The 20,883-nt window shown below is 38.8% G+C and carries 18 protein-coding genes; 13 read left to right on the top strand and 5 right to left on the bottom strand.

Features of this window, described 5'->3' with window-relative positions; all coding sequences use genetic code 11:
- The first annotated feature begins 255 nt into the window (after positions 1-255).
- Positions 256-411, top strand: a complete 156-nt coding sequence (locus AC6ER8_RS07905; RefSeq protein WP_497078237.1) for an ornithine carbamoyltransferase — start codon at positions 256-258, stop codon at positions 409-411.
- A gap of 35 nt (positions 412-446) precedes the next feature.
- Entirely contained in the window at positions 447-1,448 is a 1,002-nt protein-coding gene (locus AC6ER8_RS07900) for an Hsp33 family molecular chaperone (RefSeq protein WP_497078235.1), read from the top strand.
- Positions 1,449-1,670: 222 nt separating this feature from the next.
- Here the strand turns inward: AC6ER8_RS07900 and AC6ER8_RS07895 are convergent, their stop codons facing one another.
- The 5 genes from AC6ER8_RS07895 to ccmA are packed head-to-tail and all read right to left on the bottom strand — an operon-like array spanning position 1,671 to position 4,592.
- On the bottom strand, positions 1,671-2,264 hold the full coding sequence (locus tag AC6ER8_RS07895; RefSeq protein WP_497078233.1) for a DsbE family thiol:disulfide interchange protein: 594 nt from the start codon (positions 2,262-2,264) through the stop codon (positions 1,671-1,673).
- Complete coding sequence (locus AC6ER8_RS07890; protein WP_497078231.1) at positions 2,239-2,490, bottom strand: hypothetical protein; 252 nt, start codon at positions 2,488-2,490, stop codon at positions 2,239-2,241. The genes AC6ER8_RS07895 and AC6ER8_RS07890 overlap by 26 nt, the downstream gene beginning before the upstream one ends.
- A complete protein-coding gene (locus AC6ER8_RS07885) occupies positions 2,478-3,257 on the bottom strand; it encodes a heme ABC transporter permease (protein ID WP_497078229.1) in 780 nt (259 codons plus the stop codon). Before AC6ER8_RS07885 ends, AC6ER8_RS07890 begins: the two co-directional genes overlap by 13 nt.
- A 46-nt stretch (positions 3,258-3,303) precedes the next feature.
- Positions 3,304-3,969, bottom strand: a complete 666-nt coding sequence (gene ccmB / locus AC6ER8_RS07880) for a heme exporter protein CcmB (RefSeq protein WP_497078227.1) — start codon at positions 3,967-3,969, stop codon at positions 3,304-3,306.
- Between the two features lie 11 nt (positions 3,970-3,980).
- Entirely contained in the window at positions 3,981-4,592 is a 612-nt protein-coding gene (gene ccmA, locus AC6ER8_RS07875) for a heme ABC exporter ATP-binding protein CcmA (protein WP_497078225.1), read from the bottom strand.
- A gap of 299 nt (positions 4,593-4,891) precedes the next feature.
- Here ccmA and acnA point away from each other — a divergent pair, with 299 nt between their 5' ends.
- The 11 genes from acnA (at position 4,892) to gpsA (ending at position 19,373) form a co-directional block, all read left to right on the top strand.
- Positions 4,892-7,576 (top strand): aconitate hydratase AcnA, encoded by a 2,685-nt coding sequence (acnA, locus tag AC6ER8_RS07870; protein ID WP_497078223.1) that lies wholly within the window; start codon positions 4,892-4,894, stop codon positions 7,574-7,576.
- 240 nt (positions 7,577-7,816) lie between these two features.
- A complete protein-coding gene (gene rpsT / locus AC6ER8_RS07865; protein WP_497075187.1) occupies positions 7,817-8,083 on the top strand; it encodes a 30S ribosomal protein S20 in 267 nt (88 codons plus the stop codon).
- 698 nt (positions 8,084-8,781) lie between these two features.
- Positions 8,782-10,353 carry a chromosomal replication initiator protein DnaA gene (dnaA, locus tag AC6ER8_RS07860; RefSeq protein ID WP_497078221.1) on the top strand — a complete coding sequence of 524 codons (1,572 nt, stop codon included), beginning with the start codon at positions 8,782-8,784 and terminating at the stop codon, positions 10,351-10,353.
- Between the two features lie 189 nt (positions 10,354-10,542).
- Positions 10,543-11,664, top strand: coding sequence for a DNA polymerase III subunit beta (gene dnaN / locus AC6ER8_RS07855; protein WP_497078219.1), 1,122 nt, complete (start codon positions 10,543-10,545; stop codon positions 11,662-11,664).
- 20 nt (positions 11,665-11,684) lie between these two features.
- On the top strand, positions 11,685-12,818 hold the full coding sequence (gene recF / locus AC6ER8_RS07850; RefSeq protein ID WP_497078217.1) for a DNA replication/repair protein RecF: 1,134 nt from the start codon (positions 11,685-11,687) through the stop codon (positions 12,816-12,818).
- A 51-nt stretch (positions 12,819-12,869) separates the two neighbouring features.
- Entirely contained in the window at positions 12,870-13,316 is a 447-nt protein-coding gene (gene aroQ / locus AC6ER8_RS07845; RefSeq protein WP_497078215.1) for a type II 3-dehydroquinate dehydratase, read from the top strand.
- A gap of 134 nt (positions 13,317-13,450) precedes the next feature.
- Entirely contained in the window at positions 13,451-14,425 is a 975-nt protein-coding gene (gene cyoA, locus AC6ER8_RS07840) for a ubiquinol oxidase subunit II (RefSeq protein WP_497078213.1), read from the top strand.
- Positions 14,426-14,500: 75 nt separating this feature from the next.
- Positions 14,501-16,519, top strand: a complete 2,019-nt coding sequence (gene cyoB / locus AC6ER8_RS07835; RefSeq protein ID WP_497078211.1) for a cytochrome o ubiquinol oxidase subunit I — start codon at positions 14,501-14,503, stop codon at positions 16,517-16,519.
- Positions 16,516-17,184, top strand: a complete 669-nt coding sequence (locus tag AC6ER8_RS07830) for a cytochrome (ubi)quinol oxidase subunit III (RefSeq protein ID WP_497078209.1) — start codon at positions 16,516-16,518, stop codon at positions 17,182-17,184. The genes cyoB and AC6ER8_RS07830 overlap by 4 nt, the downstream gene beginning before the upstream one ends.
- Positions 17,184-17,972: a cytochrome o ubiquinol oxidase subunit IV gene (cyoD, locus tag AC6ER8_RS07825; protein ID WP_497078207.1), complete on the top strand. Its 789-nt coding sequence runs from the start codon at positions 17,184-17,186 to the stop codon at positions 17,970-17,972. Before AC6ER8_RS07830 ends, cyoD begins: the two co-directional genes overlap by 1 nt.
- A gap of 396 nt (positions 17,973-18,368) precedes the next feature.
- Positions 18,369-19,373, top strand: a complete 1,005-nt coding sequence (gene gpsA / locus AC6ER8_RS07820) for an NAD(P)H-dependent glycerol-3-phosphate dehydrogenase (protein ID WP_497078205.1) — start codon at positions 18,369-18,371, stop codon at positions 19,371-19,373.
- Positions 19,374-20,883 lie beyond the last annotated feature (1,510 nt).

The raw sequence follows: 20,883 nt of genomic DNA, 5'->3' as shown, positions 1-20,883 counted from the left end.
ATTTTCGTATTGTCATTCCAAAGGGCAGTGAACCTCAAGCGCAATTTATAGATTGACTACCTATAAATTGGGCACGTCGAACTGGGAGCGTATCTTACGTTAACTCATAATCTCCTTCAAATCGCTCAAAATGCTGATTGTATTACGACTGAGTTTCGATGGGATAAGAATTTCATGCTTGCAGTCATTCTATTTTTCAGCCTTATCAAGTCAATGAAGTTTTCATGAAATGAGCAAACCTTGATGCTCTTTATTATGCATTGTCTACCTGTTTATCGTGGGGAAGAAGTTGCCAAGACTGTGATTGGTGGACTACATTCAGTTATTTTCGATGAGGTTAAAAATCGTTTTCATGCTCAAAAAGCGTTTCTGTCTTGGTATTTACAAGATGCGTTTTTCTCTCCACAATAGTCTTTCTATAACAAATTATAATAAAAGGTACAGCCATGAATGAATCCGCTAAAGATGAAGCCTCTTTCAACCATATCTCCTTGCATGAAGATGATAGTGTTATTCCTTTCCAAGTCGAAGAACTTGATATCCGTGGACGTGCTGTACAACTTGGGGAAACTTTAAATTCTATTCTTAACAGACATCAATATCCTGAGCCAGTTTCATATCTTCTGGCAGAGGCTTTACTTTTAACTGTTCTACTTGGAACCTCTCTCAAGCTTACGGGAAAATTTATTTTACAAACCCATTCCGATGGGCCGGTTAATATGTTAGTGTGTGATTTTTCTCCTCCTTCTAGTTTACGTGGATACGCTCGTTTTGATAAAGAACAGCTTAAAGAAGCCATGGACCATGATCAAACACCTTCAGAAACACTTTTAGGAAAAGGCACTTTAGCCTTTACGATTGATCAAGGGCCTCACATGCAACCCTATCAAGGGATCGTGGCATTAGATGGATCAAATTTACAAGAAGCTGCTCTTACTTATTTTGATCAATCAGAGCAAATTCCGACCGATATTCGTTTGGCTGTTGCTATATTAATCAACCGTGATCAACAAGGACACCCCCAAAAAAGCTGGCGAGCTGGAGGTATTTTAACGCAACTTTTACCTCAATCATCGTTCCATCATAAAATAGATGCTCCTCATCAAAAGCAAGAAGAAACAAAAACTCAAACCCAATTGGATAACCAATGGCAAGAAGCTAAAATACTTATGGCAACGATTGAAAGCTCAGAATTAACAGATCCCCAAGTTGGGAGTAAAAAGCTCTTGTTTCGCCTTTTTCATGAACAAGGTGTCAGAGTTTTTAATCCTTTTTCTCTTGTTGATCAGTGTTCTTGTTCACGCGACAAAATTAAAGGAATCTTAGAAGGTTTTCCAATTGATGAACGCGATAAAATGGTTAAAGATCAATATATTTCAGTCACATGTGAGTTTTGCTCACAAACCTATCGTTTTACACCACAAGAGTTTTTGGAAGAAAAAATATAATCAATTTCATAGCAAAATGATGATTACAACAAAAGCCCATGTTAGTTTATGCTCTAAAAACGTAAAGCATAAGCTTATATGAACCTCTAGAATGTGTCTTTCCTTAGCTTTTTTAGATGTATGCTCATGATCTTTCTGTTGAAATCACTATTCACTCGACATGCTTTTTAAAAAAGGGGTCTCTGTAAAAGATGTTTTACTTCTGTTGAAAGGAATTCTTTTTTATTTTTCTTCTGTCATAATTGCTTGTTCAATTTTGGGGAGAATTTTTTTCTGATAAACTTGCCATGTTAAAGGACCAACATGTTTAGCAATAATGATGCTCTCTTTATTTAAGAGAAAGGTTTCTGGGGGGCCATACACCCCCCAATCAATGGCTGTATGTCCTGAAACATCAAAGCCAATCAATTTAAAAGGATTCCCAAAGTTATTTAAAAAGCGCAGGGCGTTTGCTTTGTTATCCTTATAATTAATACCAATCAGATCAAAACGTTTATCTTGTGCAATTTTTATAAGAAGAGGATGCTCTTGGCGACAGGGTAAACACCAAGAACCCCAAAAATTGATCAATGTGACACGTCCTTTAAACTGTTTTGAATTGAGATAATTTTCTTTATCAAGAAGAGGAAGGTGTGTCTTGGGGGCAGGCTTTTCAGCCAATGCATTTGGAAGAAGAGAAGGATCTTGAGAATATTCCTTATCCATAAAATTGAAAAAAAGCGCGATGAGAAGAAGAAAAAGTACAAATGGTCCAAAAAGAACAAATACAACAGGTAAAGAGATATTTTTTTTAAGTTTTGGAGGGGTGTTCTTCATTGTATTTTTCTTTTTGCGACAGTTCTTTTTTGTTTAGCTGTTGGAGAATTTTTTTTTGGTATAAAGCTCTGCAAAGAATATAGCCAAGGAGGGATAAGAGAGATATTGCAGAAAGCCCATAGCTGAAAATAACAATTTGCTCGTGTTTTAGGGTCCCAAGGAAAAAATCAATTTTTTGAGATAGGTTTCCTAAAAGCCCGCTGTGAATGCCATTTAGGTCGAGCATGATGAAGAGTCCTGTTGTTGTATACGACGGGATTTTTTGGTCTGAAGTATCTGGATATAACGATGATTAATTTCATTTCGCATCGCCATTAAATAGAGCGTAATACACATAAAGATGAAACAAAATAGCATTGTTATAAGGGGCCATAACATAGCATTGTCAATTGTTGGTCCTCCAGCACGTAACAGGGAGGCTGGTTGATGCAATGTATTCCACCAATTAACGGAAAATTTAATGATAGGAATATTAACAAATCCAACAAGGGTAAGAATTGCAGTAGCACGAGCAGCTTTTACTTGGTTATCAAAAGCACGTCCAAGCAGAATGATGGAAAGATAGATAAAAAGCAGAATTAAAACTGATGTTAATCGTGCATCCCAAACCCACCACGTTCCCCATGTAGGGCGCCCCCAAAGTGCTCCTGTCATGAGAGCCAAGGTGGTAAAAATTGCTCCAATATTTGCACCACATTTGAGAGCCACATCAGCAAGATGATATCGCCAAATCAAAGTTCCTAATGCTGCTACACTTATTAATACGTAACAGAATGTAGATAACCACGCAAAAGGTACATGAAGGTACATAATCCTAACAGTGATACCCTGTTGATAGTCGTCTGGGGAATGCATCACTAGAATAAGTCCTAAGATAAGAAGACAAACCGTTATGCTGGCGAGCCAAGGCAAAACGATACTGCTTATTTTCATGAAATGGGTAAAACTTGCAGGTAATGACCTTATTTTATGTGTATGAGATAGTTCATTCATAAAATTCATAATAGGCAGAGTTTCGCTATGCGGCAATCATCTTTTATTATTCTGATAAAAGCTTGAGTGTTAAAGCAGCAACAAAAGAGCTAAAAAGACTCAAAAGAAGTGAAAAAGCGCTAAGAAGCGCCAAGGATGTGAGAAAAGAGGCATTTGGATTTGTTGGGGAAGTTGCAGCTGAAACGCCAAAAATCATAATGGGAATAATCCACGGTAAGATAATGATGAAAATAAGAAGAGTGCTGTGTAACAATGAGGCTGCAAGTGCCGCTCCTATAGCGCCAATAAAAACGATAGCTGGTGTTCCGCATAAAAGGGTAAGGATTGTTGTAAAAGTTATCGTGACATCTAAGTGGAGCATGAGGGCTAAAATAGGTGTTACAAAAATGAGCGGAAGCATTGTTCCTATCCAATGAGCGATGCATTTGGTAAAGACAATCAGTGTAAAACTTTGTCGTTGTCCTGAAAGGATAAATTGGTCGAGATTGCCATCATCGCGATCGATTTGAAAAAGTTTATTCAGATTGAGAAGTCCTGCGAAAAGAGCTCCAAACCACAATATCCCTGGTCCTATTTGTGCAAGAGTGTTGGGATCTGGTCCAATGGCAAAAGGGGTTATGATAACAACAGCAATGAAAAACAATAGTCCTGTGAGTGAAGAAGTTTGTGGTGCTAATAATAGTTTAAGATCTCGCCAGAACAGTGCTTTCATTTTATTCTCTCCTAGAGAGGTAAAAATTTTTCCAGAGCAATGGTATGGTTTTCTGGAATACCTAGGGAATTATGGGTTGCGGCGATAATCATACCACCTTGATTGAGATGACGCTGGAAAATATGAGAAAGGCATTTTTGAGCATGGCTATCAAGCCCAGATATTGGTTCGTCTAAAATCCAAATAGGACGATAAGAGAGCAAAAGTCGGGCAATAGCGACACGTCTTTGTTGTCCAGTGGACAGAGCGTTAAAGGGTAAATATTCAAGATCAGAAAGACCAATATCAGCAAGGGCCTCATAGGGGGAGTATAGAGGTTGACCATAAAACTCTGCCCAAAATTGCAAATTGTTTATGACAGATAAGAAAGGTTTCATGGCATTTTGAGACCCGAGATAATGACACGCAGTTGCAACAGGATATCTTTGATCATGGTCTTTAAGGACGATTTGACCTTCATCAGCTTCAAGAAGACCAACAATGATTCGCAGTAATGTAGATTTTCCGATACCATTGGGACCGGTGATGGTCATCAGTTGCTGTGGAAATAAACAAAAAGAAAGGTTTTTGAACAGAGTTTCCCCGTTTCTATAAGCTGCTAATTTTTTTCCTGATAACATCATTAGATTGCCTGTTTTGCTTTAATTTCCCTATTTTTTATTGCATTAGAGCATAAAAAACACGTTTTTTATGCAATTGTCCCTAGAATAGTTCTAGAAATAGTTCTATAAGAAATGTGTTACATCAATATCTGGTGTAAAATGGTTTTCGGCGCTGATTTCCGCATTTGCCTATAAAAGGTGGAGGGGGAAATGGATAGCGGAGGTAGTTGCGTCTGCGCTCAAGCTGCGACCTTGACTCGTAGTTTGTGTTGTTCATTCCTGGAAATTGGGTAGTTTTTAGTATGAGGGTGGACACAGTCATGACTCACATTGATAGTTTTAATTGTCGCAGAATTTTAAATGTTGGTGGCAAAGAATATACTTATTATAGCTTGATTGAAGCGGAGAAGAATGGACTTGAAGGTATTTCTCGTTTACCGTTTTCAATGAAAGTTATTCTTGAAAATTTATTGCGATTTGAAGATGGTCGCACGGTTAAAAAAGAAGATATCCTTAATGTTGCTAAGTGGTTAAGCGACAAAGGAAGCGCGGGGGCAGAAATCGCCTACCGTCCTGCACGTGTTCTTATGCAAGATTTTACCGGTGTTCCTGCTGTTGTTGATCTTTCTGCAATGCGCGATGCTATGGTCAAACTTGGCGGTAACGCTGAAAAAATTAATCCTCTCATCCCTGTTGATCTTATCATTGATCACTCAGTTATTGTTGATGATTTTGGCACTCCCATGGCTTTTAAGGAAAACGTTGAGCATGAATATGAACGCAATGGAGAGCGCTATCGTTTCCTTAAATGGGGGCAGCAAGCCTTTCAAAATTTTCGGGTTGTTCCTCCAGGAACAGGGATTTGTCATCAGGTTAACCTTGAATATTTAGCGCAATGCGTGTGGATGAAGAATGAAGAGGGGGCTGAGACGGTTTATCCTGACACCTGTGTGGGAACTGATTCGCATACAACGATGGTCAATGGTTTGGGGGTTTTAGGTTGGGGGGTTGGTGGTATTGAAGCTGAAGCGGCAATGTTAGGCCAACCCGTTTCTATGTTGTTACCTGAAGTAATTGGTTTTCATCTAACAGGGAAACTTAAAGAAGGTGTAACAGCTACTGATCTCGTGTTGACGGTGACTCAAATGCTTCGCCAAAAAGGTGTTGTTGGTAAATTTGTTGAGTTTTTTGGTCCTGGTTTGGAACATATGACGCTTGCTGATCGGGCAACGATTGGGAATATGGCACCTGAATATGGAGCAACATGTGGTTTTTTCCCAATTGATAATGAGACAGTGCGTTATCTCAATATGACAGGGCGTGATGAGCATCGGATTGCTTTAGTCGAAGCTTATTCCAAAGCACAAGGGATGTGGCATGATGAAATGGTGGCTAGTCCCATTTTTAGTGATACAATTGAATTAGATATGGGAACCGTTGTTCCTTCTATGGCTGGTCCTAAACGTCCTGAAGGGCGTATTGCATTGGAAAATGTTGGGCAAGGCTTTGAGAAGGCCTTAGTCGAAGATTATAAGAAGACTGGACAAGATGAGCGTTATTCGGTTGAGGGTGAAGAATATACGCTTGGTCACGGTGATGTGGTGATCGCTGCGATTACATCATGTACGAATACATCAAATCCAAGTGTTCTTATTGCCGCAGGTCTTTTGGCACGAAATGCTGTGGCAAAAGGGCTCAAGAGCAAACCGTGGGTAAAAACCTCTCTTGCACCTGGTTCACAGGTCGTTGAAGCTTACCTTAAAAGTTCAGGTCTACAAAAAGATTTAGATGCACTAGGATTTAACTTAGTAGGGTTTGGGTGCACAACATGTATTGGGAATTCTGGTCCTTTGCATCCAGCTATTTCCAAAACCATTAATGACAATGGTGTCATTGCAGCTGCAGTTCTTTCAGGAAATCGTAACTTTGAAGGGCGTGTTTCCCCTGATGTACAAGCCAATTATTTAGCTTCTCCTCCATTAGTTGTCGCACATGCGCTTGTTGGGACGGTGTGTAAAGATTTAACCAAGGAACCTCTTGGTGAAGATTCAGATGGTCAACCGGTTTACTTAAGAGATATTTGGCCAACTTCTCAAGAAATACAGGCGTTTATCGAAAAAAATGTTACGCGTAAGGTTTTTGCCGAAAAATATGCCGATGTCTTTAAGGGAGATGAAAATTGGCAAAAAGTTCAAATCCCTACAGGTTCTACCTATTCTTGGGATGAACAATCCACCTATGTCCGTAATCCTCCTTATTTTGATGATATGAAGAAAACGCCGGATGTCTTATCAGATATTAAGGATGCGCGGATTTTAGGTTTGTTTGGTGATAAAATCACGACAGATCATATTTCTCCTGCTGGTTCTATTAAGGCAGCTTCTCCTGCTGGTAAATATTTAATGGATCATGGTGTTAAAGTCGCTGATTTTAATCAGTATGGAACGCGCCGTGGGAATCATGAAGTTATGGTGCGTGGGACCTTTGCTAATATTCGCATTCGTAATTTCATGTTAGGAGAAAATGGTCGAGAAGGAGGTTATACGATTCATTATCCATCAGCGGTAGAACAAGCCATTTATGATGCAGCAATGGCGTATAAACAAGAAGCTGTTCCGCTTGTTGTTTTTGCAGGTATTGAATATGGCAATGGATCATCACGCGATTGGGCAGCCAAGGGGACCAATCTTCTTGGTATAAAAGCGGTGATTGTACAATCTTTTGAAAGGATTCATCGCTCTAATCTTGTTGGTATGGGTATTGTTCCTTTTGTTTTTGAAGAAGGTGTAAGTTGGAAATCTTTAGGCTTAAAGGGAGATGAAAAGGTAACAATTGAAGGGATTCATAACTTGAAGCCTCGTCAAAAGACTGTAGCAACAATTACTTTTTCTGATGGTCGGGTAAAGACTGTTCCATTATTATGCCGTGTTGATACTGAAGATGAACTAGATTATTTGCATCATGGTGGAATTTTGCAATATGTCTTGCGTAAGCTAGCCGTTTAAATGCTTTTGTTTGTTGAGAAATGTCTTTAAACGATTAAGTTATAAAGTTGCGCATCAAAGAATTTGACGGCGTTTTTTATGTCTGTCTTTGAAAATTCAATTGACGTTGGCTTTAACATTGCGCTATAAGTCACACGAATTATAAGCAGCTTTATAGTTTTGCTTGGGTTAGGTTTGTTTATATTGGTAGAGTGTTCTGTAGACTCATTTTGCCAAAGTTTTGAAAGAGAGATTATATTTATGGCGAATACACCTTCTGCTCGAAAAGCGGTGCGCAAGGTTGCAGCACGCACACAGGTTAATAGGGCCCGCCGTTCACGCGTTCGTACTTTTATACGTAAGTTTGATGATGCTTTAGCTGGGGGTGATAAGGCAGCTGCGGAAATTGCATTTAAGAATTTTGAGCCTGAGATTATGCGTGCGGTTTCTAAAGGGGTTTTTCATAAAAATGCTGCTGCGAGGAAAGTATCGCGTTTAGCGAAGCGTTTGAAAGCTCTTAGCGCTTAAGTTTTTTCTTTTTTATTGAGAATAAAGCCAGCATCCATCAGGGTGCTGGCTTTTTATTTATTGCTTTAAAAAGTTTCTGTTGAAAATAAGAATCGGCAATGATTCTCCTCTTGAAAAAGGAGATAAAGTTTATCGGGGGGGCATGGTTATCCACAAGCTTTGTGGATTTTTACAGAGTCTTTTTTGTCAAGCATTTTATTTTTTTTTTTAATCTGAAGAGATTCTTTAATGATTGGTAAATTTAGAGAAAAAAAATGAATTGAATCAATAATTTTTCTCATTCTTTATTGATATAAGCATTTTTTTGGGGATCTTTTGATTTTATTTTGACCTCTTGCATTTTACCTCTGCTGTTTTGTATGTTTCTTGTGAAGACTGAAAAGCATGAAGGGGTTACATCAGCGTGTTATTCTGTATTTTATTGAATACAAGATGCTTTGGTTTAGACTTTTAAAGCTTTTGTGTTGGAGAGGTTTTCTGACGTTTTTTTAGTTTTCTTAATTGGTATGTTTACCATTTTAGAAGGTTGGGTCATATCATGAGTGCAAGTAAATCTTATTGGTCATCTTTATTAGTAGGGTTGTGATGAGGCTATCCTAGGGGAGGGTGAGTAATCTTATTTGGGATAGGGCGTTTTGCCTTCACTGGGCTTATTTAGGTGTTTGGCAGGACAAATTTTATTTTTATCAGGATGGAAGATGGTGGATAAATTGAACTCTAAAGCTAGTTCCTTTAAAAGGGTTGCGGTAAATATCCTGTCGACAGAGAACATAATAAAGGATAGGATGACAGAGAATGATGGGGCCGTTTGTAGAAGTTCTTCTGTAGGATATTCTATTGTTTCAGAGGAAGAAAGTGCAGCGGCTTTTATACGTGTGATGGCACAATTAAAGGCCCAGGTTGGTGTTGAGGCTTATACCAGTTGGTTTGGTCGTGTGAAGCTTGCTGAGTATAGTCATACGCTTGTAAAGCTTTCTGTTCCTACCGCTTTTTTACGTTCATGGATTAATAATCACTATGGTTCTCTTTTAACAAATTTATGGAAACAGGAGAATTCATCGATTCTTCGTGTTGAAGTTATTGTTCGCGGTATGGAACGCGTTTCAAAAGATGTGGTTTGTAAAGCAAGTGCACCTTCTGTTGTGCTAGAGGAGCAGGCAACGTCATCTTTTGTTGAGAATTGTCCAGAGCATTCAATCAAGAATTCTCAGACGGGTGTTTTTGGCTCTCCGCTTGATTCTCGCTATAGTTTTGAAACTTTTGTTGAGGGGGCTTCTAACCGTGTTGCTTTAGCGGCTGCGCGTTCAATTGCAGAGGGGCATAAAAGTGCTTTGCGTTTTAATCCTCTTTTTATTCATGCCTCTGTTGGTTTAGGAAAAACACATTTGCTTCAAGCAATTGCTGCTTCTGCCTTGAAGCGTTTAACGTCTGCACGTGTTATTTATTTAACTGCTGAATATTTCATGTGGCGTTTTGCAACAGCTATTCGTGATAATGATGCTCTTTCTTTTAAAGAACAGCTTCGTGATATCGACCTTTTGATTATTGATGATATGCAGTTTTTGCAGGGTAAGTCGATACAACATGAATTTTGCCATTTGCTTAATATGTTGCTTGATAGTGCAAAACAGGTTGTTGTTGCTGCAGATCGTCCACCAGCGGAACTAGAATCGCTTGATCTTCGCGTTCGTTCTCGTCTTCAAGGAGGGGTCGCTCTTGAAATTGAAGCTCCAGATTATGAAATGCGTTTGCAAATGTTACGTCAGCGGTTGAAGGTTGCACAACAAGACGATGGCATGATATCAATTTCTGATGATATCTTGGAATATATTGCAAAAACCGTTTTAGGGTCTGGGCGCGATATTGAAGGCGCATTTAATCAGCTCTTGTTTCGTCAATCTTTTGAGTCTGATTTATCTTTAGAACGGATTGATGAGTTATTAGGTCACTTGACACGTCCCGGTGAACCTAGACGCATTCGGATTGAAGAAATTCAGCGTACGGTAGCACGCCATTATAATGTTTCTAAACAGGACTTGTTATCTAATCGTCGAACACGGACAGTTGTGAAGCCACGGCAAGTCGCAATGTATTTAGCAAAAGTATTAACGCCACGCTCACTGCCAGAAATTGGACGTCGTTTTGGTGGACGTGATCATACAACAGTTTTACGCGCTGTGCGTAAAATTGAAGATTTGGTTTGTGGTGATCAAACCTTGGCTAAGGAACTTGAATTGCTCAAGCGGTTGATTGGAGAACAGGCTGTATAGCGTTTATCATTTCTTCCTTTGGAAAAACTTTAAAGGATTTAATGGAAAGATTTATTTTTTCTTATGCAGGGGTGACTTGCCATTTTAAGAGAGCTTTAATAAAATCCGGTAGGCGATTCTTTTAAGAGAGTCTATTATTTTAATTCTAAGGAATTTTTATCGTTTTTTAGTAAATCATACAGGGTTTTTATGCGTATTACAGTTGATCGCAGTCAATTTCTCAAGTCTCTTGGTCGTGTTCACCGTGTGGTAGAGCGCCGTAATACTGTTCCTATTTTATCGAATGTATTGATTGATGCCGAAAATGGCCGTGTTCAGTTAAAAGCAACAGATCTTGATTTAGAGGTTACAGAATCTTTTACAGTTAATGTTGAACAAGCTGGAGCAACGACTGTTCCGGCATATTTGCTCTACGATATCATTCGAAAACTTCCTGATGGCAATGAGGTTGTATTATCTGTTGATGAGAATCAAGCAAGTGCAATGTCGATAGTTTCTGGTCGTGCACACTTTCAGCTTCAATGTCTTCCGAAGGCAGATTTTCCAGAATCACTTCCTGGGCAGTTTGGTTATCGCTTTTCTCTATCGGCGTCAGGGTTAAAGCATTTACTTGATTGTACGCAATTTGCTATTTCTACTGAAGAAACCCGCTATTATCTTAATGGTATTTACTTCCATGTTATTAATGATGATGTTTTGAAATTGCGTTTGGTTGCAACAGATGGTCATCGTTTGGCACAAGTTGAAATGGAAGCTCCTTCAGGAGTTGAGGGAATGCCCGGTGTTATTGTTCCCCGTAAAGCTGTAGGAGAATTACAGAAACTTCTTTCAGAAGAAAATGATGGCGATGTATGTATAGAACTTTCAGAGGCGAAGATTCGTTTTTCTGTGGGTTCTGTGATTTTTACCTCAAAGTTAATTGATGGAACATTTCCAGATTATCAACGTGTTATACCTCTTGGTAATGACAAAGAATTGGTTGTGAATAGGCAGGACTTTTCTTCTGCAGTTGATCGCGTTTCAACGATTTCAAGTGATCGGGGGCGCGCGGTTAAGTTAATGATTGAGCATGGACAGTTGCGGCTTGTGGTTAACAGCCCTGATTCTGGCAGCGCAGAAGATCAGTTAGCTGTAACTTATACATCTGAACCGCTTGAGATAGGGTTTAATTCACGTTATCTTTTAGATATTGCTGGGCAACTTTCAAGTGATGAGATGGTTTTTCTGCTGTCAGATGCTGTAGCACCTGCTCTCATTCGTGATAATAATGATGCGGATGTGCTTTATGTACTGATGCCTATTCGTGTTTAGGGGCCGTTATTTTGCAATATATGGCTGGTCATGTGCACAAAGTGGCAGTGAGACAGCTGAGACTGTTGCGTTATCGTAATTATGCTTCCTTGGAAATTCATTTTTCGGGTCAGCATGTGGTTTTTACTGGCCACAATGGAGCTGGTAAGACAAATCTTTTAGAGGCGTTATCTTTTCTTTCTCCGGGGCGTGGTTTAAGGCGAGCCTCTTATTCTGATGTTAGTTTTTCAGATGGTAGAGGTGAAGGGTTTGTTGTTTTTGCACGTCTTGAATGTGTTCTTTATGGTGAAGTAAAGATTGGTACAGCTTTAGAGATTAGCGATAACAGTCGAAAGATCCATATTAATGGTGTGAATGAGCCAAGTGATCGCTTAACAGATTACTGTCATATAAGTATCTTGACGCCTTCTATGGATGGTCTTTTTACGGGATCTTCGCTTGAGCGCAGACGTTTTTTAGACCGTATGGTTGTGGCGATCGATCCTTTACATAGTCGCCGCATAGCCGATTATGATAGAGCGATGCGCGCACGTAATCGCTTGTTTTTGGATGGAAATGAAGATTATACTTGGTTTGACGCTTTAGAAAAACAGATGGCAGAACTGGCGGTAGCTATTTCTGCGGCGCGTATTGATGTTATTCGGCTTTTAAACGATATGTTTACACAAATGCCATCTCAGATACCCTTTCCACGGGCTTTTTTACAAAGTGATGGTTTTTTGGAAACGGCTCTCAGTAGATTATCAGCGACTGAAGTTGAAGAGCAATTTTGTGATCGGTTGCAGCGTAACCGTGCAATAGATCGTGCTGCTGGGCGAACATTAGAAGGACCACATCGCGCAGATTTGCAGGTTTTTTATGCGGATAAAAATAGAGCAGCAACATCTTGTTCAACAGGTGAACAAAAAGCGCTGTTGACAGGTTTGGTTTTGTGTCATGCACGCCTAACAGGTATGATGTCGGAAAGGGCTCCAATTCTTCTTCTTGATGAAATGGCTGCTCATCTTGATTCGCATCGTCGTGCTGCTTTATTTGACATTCTTGATGATTTAGCTGTGCAAACATTTATGACAGGAACAGACCGTCTTTTATTTGACAGTTTAAAAGGACGCGCAGAGTTTTTTGAGATTAAGGATGGCGCTGTATTGCTGTAAAACATGCTAAATATTTTTTAATAAGTGATAATCGAGAAGAAAAGGCTTGCTATGTCTGTGATGATAACGATTTTAAACGGTCCTAATTTAAATTTTCTAGGCCAACGCGAGCCAGAAATTTATGGAACTGAAACTCTAGAAGATATTGAAAAAAGTTGCAGAGAATGGGCAAAAAAAACGAACTTTATCATAAATTTTTTTCAAAGTAACTGTGAGGGTCAATTAGTAGAATGGATCCAAGAAGCAATAGGACTAAGTTCTGGATTGATCATAAACCCAGCAGCTTACAGTCATACATCTGTTGCTCTTCTTGATGCTCTAAAAATGTTTTCAGGGCCGAAAGTAGAAGTTCATTTATCCCATATTTATCAACGTGAAGCTTTCCGTCACCATTCTTATACCTCTTCAGGTGTCGATGCTATCATAACTGGATGTGGAAGTGATGGGTATCGATTTGCACTTGAGTATATTGCAAAACAATTAAATAATAATCATTAAAAAGCAAATGTTGGATCATTGGATGAAAGAGTGGTATAGGCTTTGAATTCGCTTGATAATTATTTTCAAATTTGTACAATATGAGGTATGATATTTATGACAGTTTTTAGTGCGTATGATGGGGGCAGATAAAGATGGAAAGTTTTGTTAGACGGACAAAAATGCTTATGATTTTAGGGGGCATAGCACTATTTTTGTCTGGTTGTAAGATTGATGTTTTACAGCCCTCGGGTTATGTTGCACGTCAACAGCTCATTTTGATTGCTGCTTGTGTGTTTGTTATGCTTTGCGTCGTTATTCCAGTCATGGTGAGTGTGGTGTTTTTAGCGATAAAATATCGGGCATCAAATATGAAAGCGGAATATTCTCCTGATTGGGCACATTCAAATAAAATTGAAGCAGTGATGTGGGGTATTCCAATTTTAATCGTAATGGTTTTGGGTGTATTCGCAACTTATTATACTTATAAGCTTGAGCCTGCAAAGCCTCTTCCAGTGGAGGTTGTGGGTGAAGGGGAGCCATTGCAGATTGATGCTGTTGCTCTTGATTGGAAATGGGTTTTTATTTATCCTCAGTATGGTATTGCATCGATCAATGAAATTTACGCACCTAAAGGACGTCAAGTTTTATTACAATTGACGTCAGAAAATTCTGTCAATGCTTTTTGGGTTCCTAAATTGGGTACAGTTCTTTACGCTATGCCGCAGATGAATGCGAAGTTGCATTTGATTGCTGAAGAACATGGCGTATTCAAGGGGACCTCCGCAAATTACAGCGGCGATGGTTTTTCGGGTATGCGGTTTAATTGGCATTCTGTATCTTCGCAGGATTTTGATGATTGGATTGTAAAAGCTCGGGCCAATGGGCGAGAACTTGATCGTAAGTCTTATCGTCAACTTTCTATTGCGCCTCGTATGGGTGATATTGCTGCGAAGGAAAAAGATGCTGAAGTTCGTTATTTTGCACCTGTTGAGAAGCGGCTCTATTATCGCATTGTTAATCGATGTGTTGATGAAAATACGGTATGTAATGAAGATTTAATGAAGCGCGCTGCTGCTCAGACGCTATGGGGTGCACTATGTTCAGTATTTGATCCCGAGGTTATTTAAGGGATCAATAGAGAGAGAGCCCTTTTAACATAAGGTTTCTTTTAAACTTGAATTTCATTTGAAATGGATTGAGAAATGTTTGGAAGACTTACAGATCCTACAGCAGGTGCTTTTCATGCGCTTGCACATGAACCGATCGTTTTATATACATGTATCGCGATTGTTGTGGTTGGTTTTATTGCTGTTGTTGCTTTAACAGCGCTTGGGTGGTGGGGGATCTTGTGGCGAAATTGGATCACCACTGTTGACCATAAGCGCATAGGTATTATGTATATAATTCTTGGAATTATTATGCTTGTTCGCGGTTTTGCGGATGCACTTATGATGCGAACGCATCAAGCTTTAGCTCTTGGGAGTGAAACAGCGGGTTATTTGCCCCCTGAGCATTTTGATCAGATTTTTTCGGCGCATGGTACAATCATGATTTTTTTCATGGCTACGCCTATTTTATTTGGTCTGTTTAATTATCTTATACCACTTCAAATTGGTGCACGTGATGTTGCTTTTCCCTTTGCAAATAATCTAGGTTTTTGGATTACGGCTGCAGGGGCAATCTTGATTAACATATCACTAGGTGTTGGTAATTTTGGCCGTGGTGGTTGGCTCATGTATCCGCCTTTTACAGAGTTGCAAACAAGTCCAGATACAGGGGTAGACTATTATTTATGGTCGCTTCAGCTTTCTGGTATCGCGACAACAATGGGGTCAGTTAATTTCATTGCAACAATGATTAAGATGCGTGCTCCTGGAATGACAATGATGAAAATGCCTGTTTTTTGTTGGAGTGCTTTTGTCAGTAATGTCCTTATTTTGGTTATTTATCCTGTCTTAGCTGTCGCCTTTGCACTTTTGGCTTGTGATCGTTATCTGAACATGAATTTCTTTACCAATGTTGGTGGTGGTAATCCAATGGTGTGGATTAACTATGTTTGGGTTTTTGGTCATCCTGAGGTTTATGTTTTGGTTGTTCCGGCTTTTGGGATTGTTTCTGAGGTTGTATCAACTTTTTCTTCAAAACGCCTCTTTGGTTATACTTCCATGATATGGGCCATGTTGGTAATTTTGATTCTTTCGCTTCTTGTTTGGGGACATCATTTCTTCACAATGGGTGGTGGTGAAGCTGTAAATACCTTCTTTAGTATTGCAACGATGATCATTGCCGTTCCAACAGGGGTAAAAGTCTTTAATTGGTTGCTTACGATGTATAAAGGAAAGATACGCTTTGAGCCTCCAATGCTTTGGTGCATGGGAATGATTTTTACGTTCGTTGGTGGTGGATTAACCGGTGTTTTATTATCGATTGTCCCTGCAGATTGGCAATTTCATAATTCGCTCTTTTTAGTCGCGCATTTCCACCATACAATTATTGGAGGTGTGGTTTTTGCTTATTTGGCTGGACTTGCTTTTTGGTTTCCAAAAGTCTTTGGGTATAAACCAAATCGCATGCTAGGTATTGCATCTTTCTGGTGTTGGTTTATTGGTTTTTATCTTGCCTTTTTCCCAGTTTATGCTCTTGGTTTAATGGGAGCGACGCGTCGTCTTCAGCATTACATGGAACCTAGTTGGCAACCGATGTTTATAATTGCTGCACTAGGGGCTCTTATTATCTTACTTGGTATTCTCTGTTTTGTGTTACAGATTGTTTTGGCAATTTGGTATGGCATTAAACATAAGGGTCATTTACCGGTAACAGTCAATGATTCTTGGGGTGATGCACGGACTCTTGAGTGGTCAACTTCTTCACCGCCTCCTGCATATAATTTTGCAATACTTCCAGAGGTGGAGACGGATGATGCTTATTGGAATATGAAAAAGAATGGTTATCAACGTCCGACAAGTGGATTTAAAAAAATTCATATGCCATCAAATACTTCAGCTGGAATTATTGCAGGATTCTTTTCATTAGTTGTTGGTTTTGCGCTTGTTTGGCACATTTGGTGGCTTGTTGCGATTGGACTGATTGGTTTTGTTGCAACGCTTGTGGGTCATTCATTAATAGGTGATCACCATGGTTATTATATTCCAGCTGAGGAAGTGCAAAAAACAGAAGATGCTTTTACAGCTGTTCTTAAAGAACAAGGAGTAACAGTATGAGTGCTGTAACAATGAATAATGCGAGTACAGTGGATGAGCATCATCACGACAATAGCTCGATCATGACGTTTGGATTTTGGGTCTATATTCTTTCAGACTTGATTCTGTTTTCGACACTTTTTTCAAGTTTTGCTGTTTTTTCTGCTTCTTATGGTGGCGGTAAAGCGGGCAATGAATTTATAGATTTAAAGTTTGTTTTGGTTGAGACGGCTTTATTATTGTTTTCATCAATTACTTATGGGTTTGTGATGGTACAGGCACATAAGAACAGTATTAGTGGTGTGCGCTTATGGATGGCCATTACCTTTGTACTTGGAGGTTGCTTCATTGCTATGGAGCTTTACGAATTCCATGAATTATTGGGTGAAGTCTTTTATTACGATCCTCGTGCTTATGTGGGTATTGATCCTGCAACAGGTTTACAGCTTTTTGGAAAAGAGGTTTTATCTGCTTATTGGTCAGCATTTTTTGCTTTGGTTGGTACCCACGGGCTTCACGTAAGTGTTGGTCTTCTTTGGATGGTGGTGATGTTTTTTCATCTACGTCGGAGTGGTTTGGATCAGGATAATAAAACGCGTCTAACATGCCTTTCAATTTTCTGGCATTTACTTGATATTGTGTGGGTTGGTGTTTTCACCATGGTTTATTTATTAGGAGCGTTGTGATGAGCATGCAAAATGAAGCACATGGTCCCAGTACTGGTTCCTATTTAATCGGTTTTATTCTGGCTGTATTTTTCACTTTGGGTTCTTTTATTCCTGTCATGTATGGAATGATGGAAAGTTGGGCAATTAGTACAAAGGTTGCATATCTTATTGGGATGGCACTTATTCAGATTATAGTACAAATTGTTTTCTTTTTGCACTTGAACTCTGGTCCAGATGCCAAGTGGAATTTAAGCGCTTTATGGTTTGCAGCCATTTGCGTTTTTGTTATTGTTGGAGGTACGTGGTGGGCTATTTCCCATTTGAATTATAATATGATGGGTGGTTCAGGACGTGTTATTGAACCGGAAATATCAGGAGTAAATGATTCTTCGGTGTCTGGGCAGTTATCAAACAAAGATATATCTGCAAGAAAACAGCCAGAAAAGATGCTGGAGTTAGAAATGCCTATGGAGCAAACGCCGGGTATGCAAACTCCTGTGGATCAAGTTCCTGGTTCAGAAACGCCCATGGAGCAAATGCCAGGTATGCACTCTCCTGTGGATCAAGTTCCTGGTTCAGAAACGCTCATGGAGCAAATGCCAGGTATGCACTCTCCTGTGGATCAAGTTCCTGGTTCAGAAACGCCCATGGAGCAAATGCCAGGTGTGCAAACTCCTGTGAATCAAATCCCTGGTTCAGAAACGCCCATGGAGCAAACACCAGGTGTGCAAACTCCTGTGGATCAAGTTCCTGGTTCAGAAACGCCTATGGAGCAAACGCCAGGTGTGCAAACTCCTATAGAATAGATGTGAGAAATGCTTGTAGGGCTGATGCGGACTGTATCAGCTCTACAAGGTATACTGTAGAAGTTCTTAGGATATGAAAGAGGGGGCTTGAGTGTAAGATATCAGTGGTGCATATCATTATTTTGACTGTGTTTTTATTTTTAACAAGGCGATCCATTGAGTGTTTCGTTAAGCTTTAAAACAAATAGCTATTGTAGAATATACAAAGAGTATTTTTATAAAATTCAGTACAAAGAAAGAGAATGTAAAAAAACAAGTTTTTATGTTGTGTGCGATAAAGCTACGAAGAAATAACATTTTGGTTTTATAGGATTTATATTAAAGATAACATTGAAGTTATTTGTAATAATAATGAGAATTTGAAATCAAAAATTTAGAGAATAAACAGAAAATTTAATGAAAACCATTGCAATGACAGTTATTGGTGCTGGTTCTTTTGGTACTGCATTAGCGATTGCTCTTGCTCGTAATGGTCATAATGTTTTACTTTGGGGACATAATTCTCAAAATATCGAAAAATTACAGGAACAACGTTGTAATCAAATATATTTACCTGATATTCGATTTCCTGAAAACTTATTACTTGAAGCTTCGCTTGAAACTGCCATAGCAGCAAGTGATAATATATTAATTGTTGTTCCAAGCCATGTATTTCGTCAAGTGTTGTATAATATTCAACCCTATTTGGATCAACATTCACGCGTTATTTGGGCAACGAAAGGTTTAGAACATGGCACTGGACGTTTTTTACAAGAAGTCGCTCGTGAGATTTTAGGTGAAAAAGTCCCTTTAGCTGTTTTTTCCGGACCAACTTTTGCTAAAGAACTTGCTCTTGGTTGGCCTACTGCAATGACGATAGCAGCTTCTGATGTTGAGTTTGGTAAAGAGTTACAGCAACTTTTTCATTGTGACAAAAATTTTAGAGTTTATAAAAGCTCAGATATGATTGGTGTTCAATTAGGGGGAGCCGTCAAAAATGTTATTGCTATAGGTGCAGGAATATCAGATGGCATGGGATTTGGAGCAAACGCACGAATAGCTCTCATCACGAGAGGATTAGCTGAAATCAGTCGTTTAGGGGGCGCTATGGGGGCTGAGCTTTCCACATTCATGGGAATGACAGGCTTAGGTGACCTTGTTTTGACATGTACTGATAATCAGTCGCGTAATCGTCGTTTTGGAATACTTCTTGGTCAAGGAATAGATATAAAAGAGGCGGAAAAACAAATTGGTCAGGTTGTAGAAGGGTATTTAAATACCAAAGAAGTACATATGTTAGCGCAACGTCAAGGAGTAGAAATGCCCATTGTAGAGCAAATTTATCAAATTCTTTATTGTGGTAAAAACGTAACTGAAGCAGCTAACACATTACTAAGCCGTGCTCTCAAGGACGAAATATAATACGAGCCTTGTGTTTTTAAATATTGCCAATCTTAAAAAAATAGAAACATTCTATGAAGAAATATAAAATAGATTTTTTTGATGTTTTTATAAAAAATAGCTGAAATATAAAAGCGTTAGCTTTTGTTAAGCGATTGCTTTGAAATAAATTATCGTTTTCACATTAAACATGTTTGTGTAAGCTTTGAAAAAAGATAGGAAACCTAATTTGGTAAGAATATGAAGCTTTAAAAGTCCAGTTTTCATCTTTACTATCATTTTCTTATTCAGCTTGACGATTTTCAAAGGCATTTCTTAATACATGCAATTCCATTCCAAAATGGTACTATAAACAGTATAATTAAAATCTCTGGGAAATACACAAAACCCATCATGCTTCCTATCTTAATGTTTTGTGAAAGAGAAAGCTGATGTTATTATATACTTTTTCAGCTTACAAAGTTTAGGCAGGTTTTGGCACTTGAAACAGTTAAAACCATCCGCTCGCACATTACAAGCGGGAAAGGCTGTGTGGATAAAAACGATCAAGAAAGGACTGAAAATTCTTCTTATGGCGCCTCTCAAGTATCAAGAGCTATTGCAACATTGAGGAGTGGCAGGACTTAATTGTTCAGGCTTTTTTCACAAGTGTAAAGATGGGAGCACAATGGCTTTATGGCTACACAAATGGTTGCTCTTGTCGCGAAATGGACTTGGGAGCAAGATATCTCTTAAAAACACCTGATTGGCACTTTAAGTCATAGGGTTTGAAACATTTTATTTTGCACAAGGAGTGTAATTCCAAACAGATATGCGATAAACAAAAGCATAATCTTTATTGTTAAAAACAATATTGCTGTAGATATTTTTGAGAGTCGTAAAGCTGAATTAAAGGATGATGGTAAGGCTGAAAGATGGTTTCTACCTTTATACTTTTATATTCTCTCCATAGTTAGGTGTCTCCCGTTTCAGAGATAAATCAAACAAAGAGATGCAACGTACTTTCTCCTATCTGGCATATACAAAGCTGCAACAGTAGAGGAGGCGCTAAATAGCTTACATATTTGTTCTTATGCTGCACTTTAGGATTGGATGTTGATTGACAAGCAGCAGAAAAAGCATGGGATTTATTAGGAAAATAATTCCATAAAATATAAAACTTTTTAGAAAAATCGATTGTAGAGGTATGGCAGCTTTTTAGACAAAACAATAATAATGATACAATTGGCTTTGTGTTGGCTTATTCTTACAAGGATTTTTACACAGTTCTGTGCGTTATATTTATAACAATAAATTGAAAAAAATATATTGATTATCCTTGGTTTGAAAATATGCAAAGAAAGCGTAATTCTACCATAGAATTTCGTTTTTCTTTTTCATCAGAGGGATTAAAAATTTTAGCAACAAGTACGTTTGCTATCTCGGAATGATTTTTGTATTCTGCGAAAAATTGTAGTCCTCTTAGTGAGAATGATATGTCATTATATATGCAATAGACTGGCCTTAAAGCCTTTCCCTATGAGGGTTCAGT

The organism is Bartonella sp. SL320, assembly GCF_059687635.1.
The sequence above is the reverse complement of the archived record's forward strand: the minus strand, read 5'-3'. Positions and strand labels throughout refer to the sequence as shown.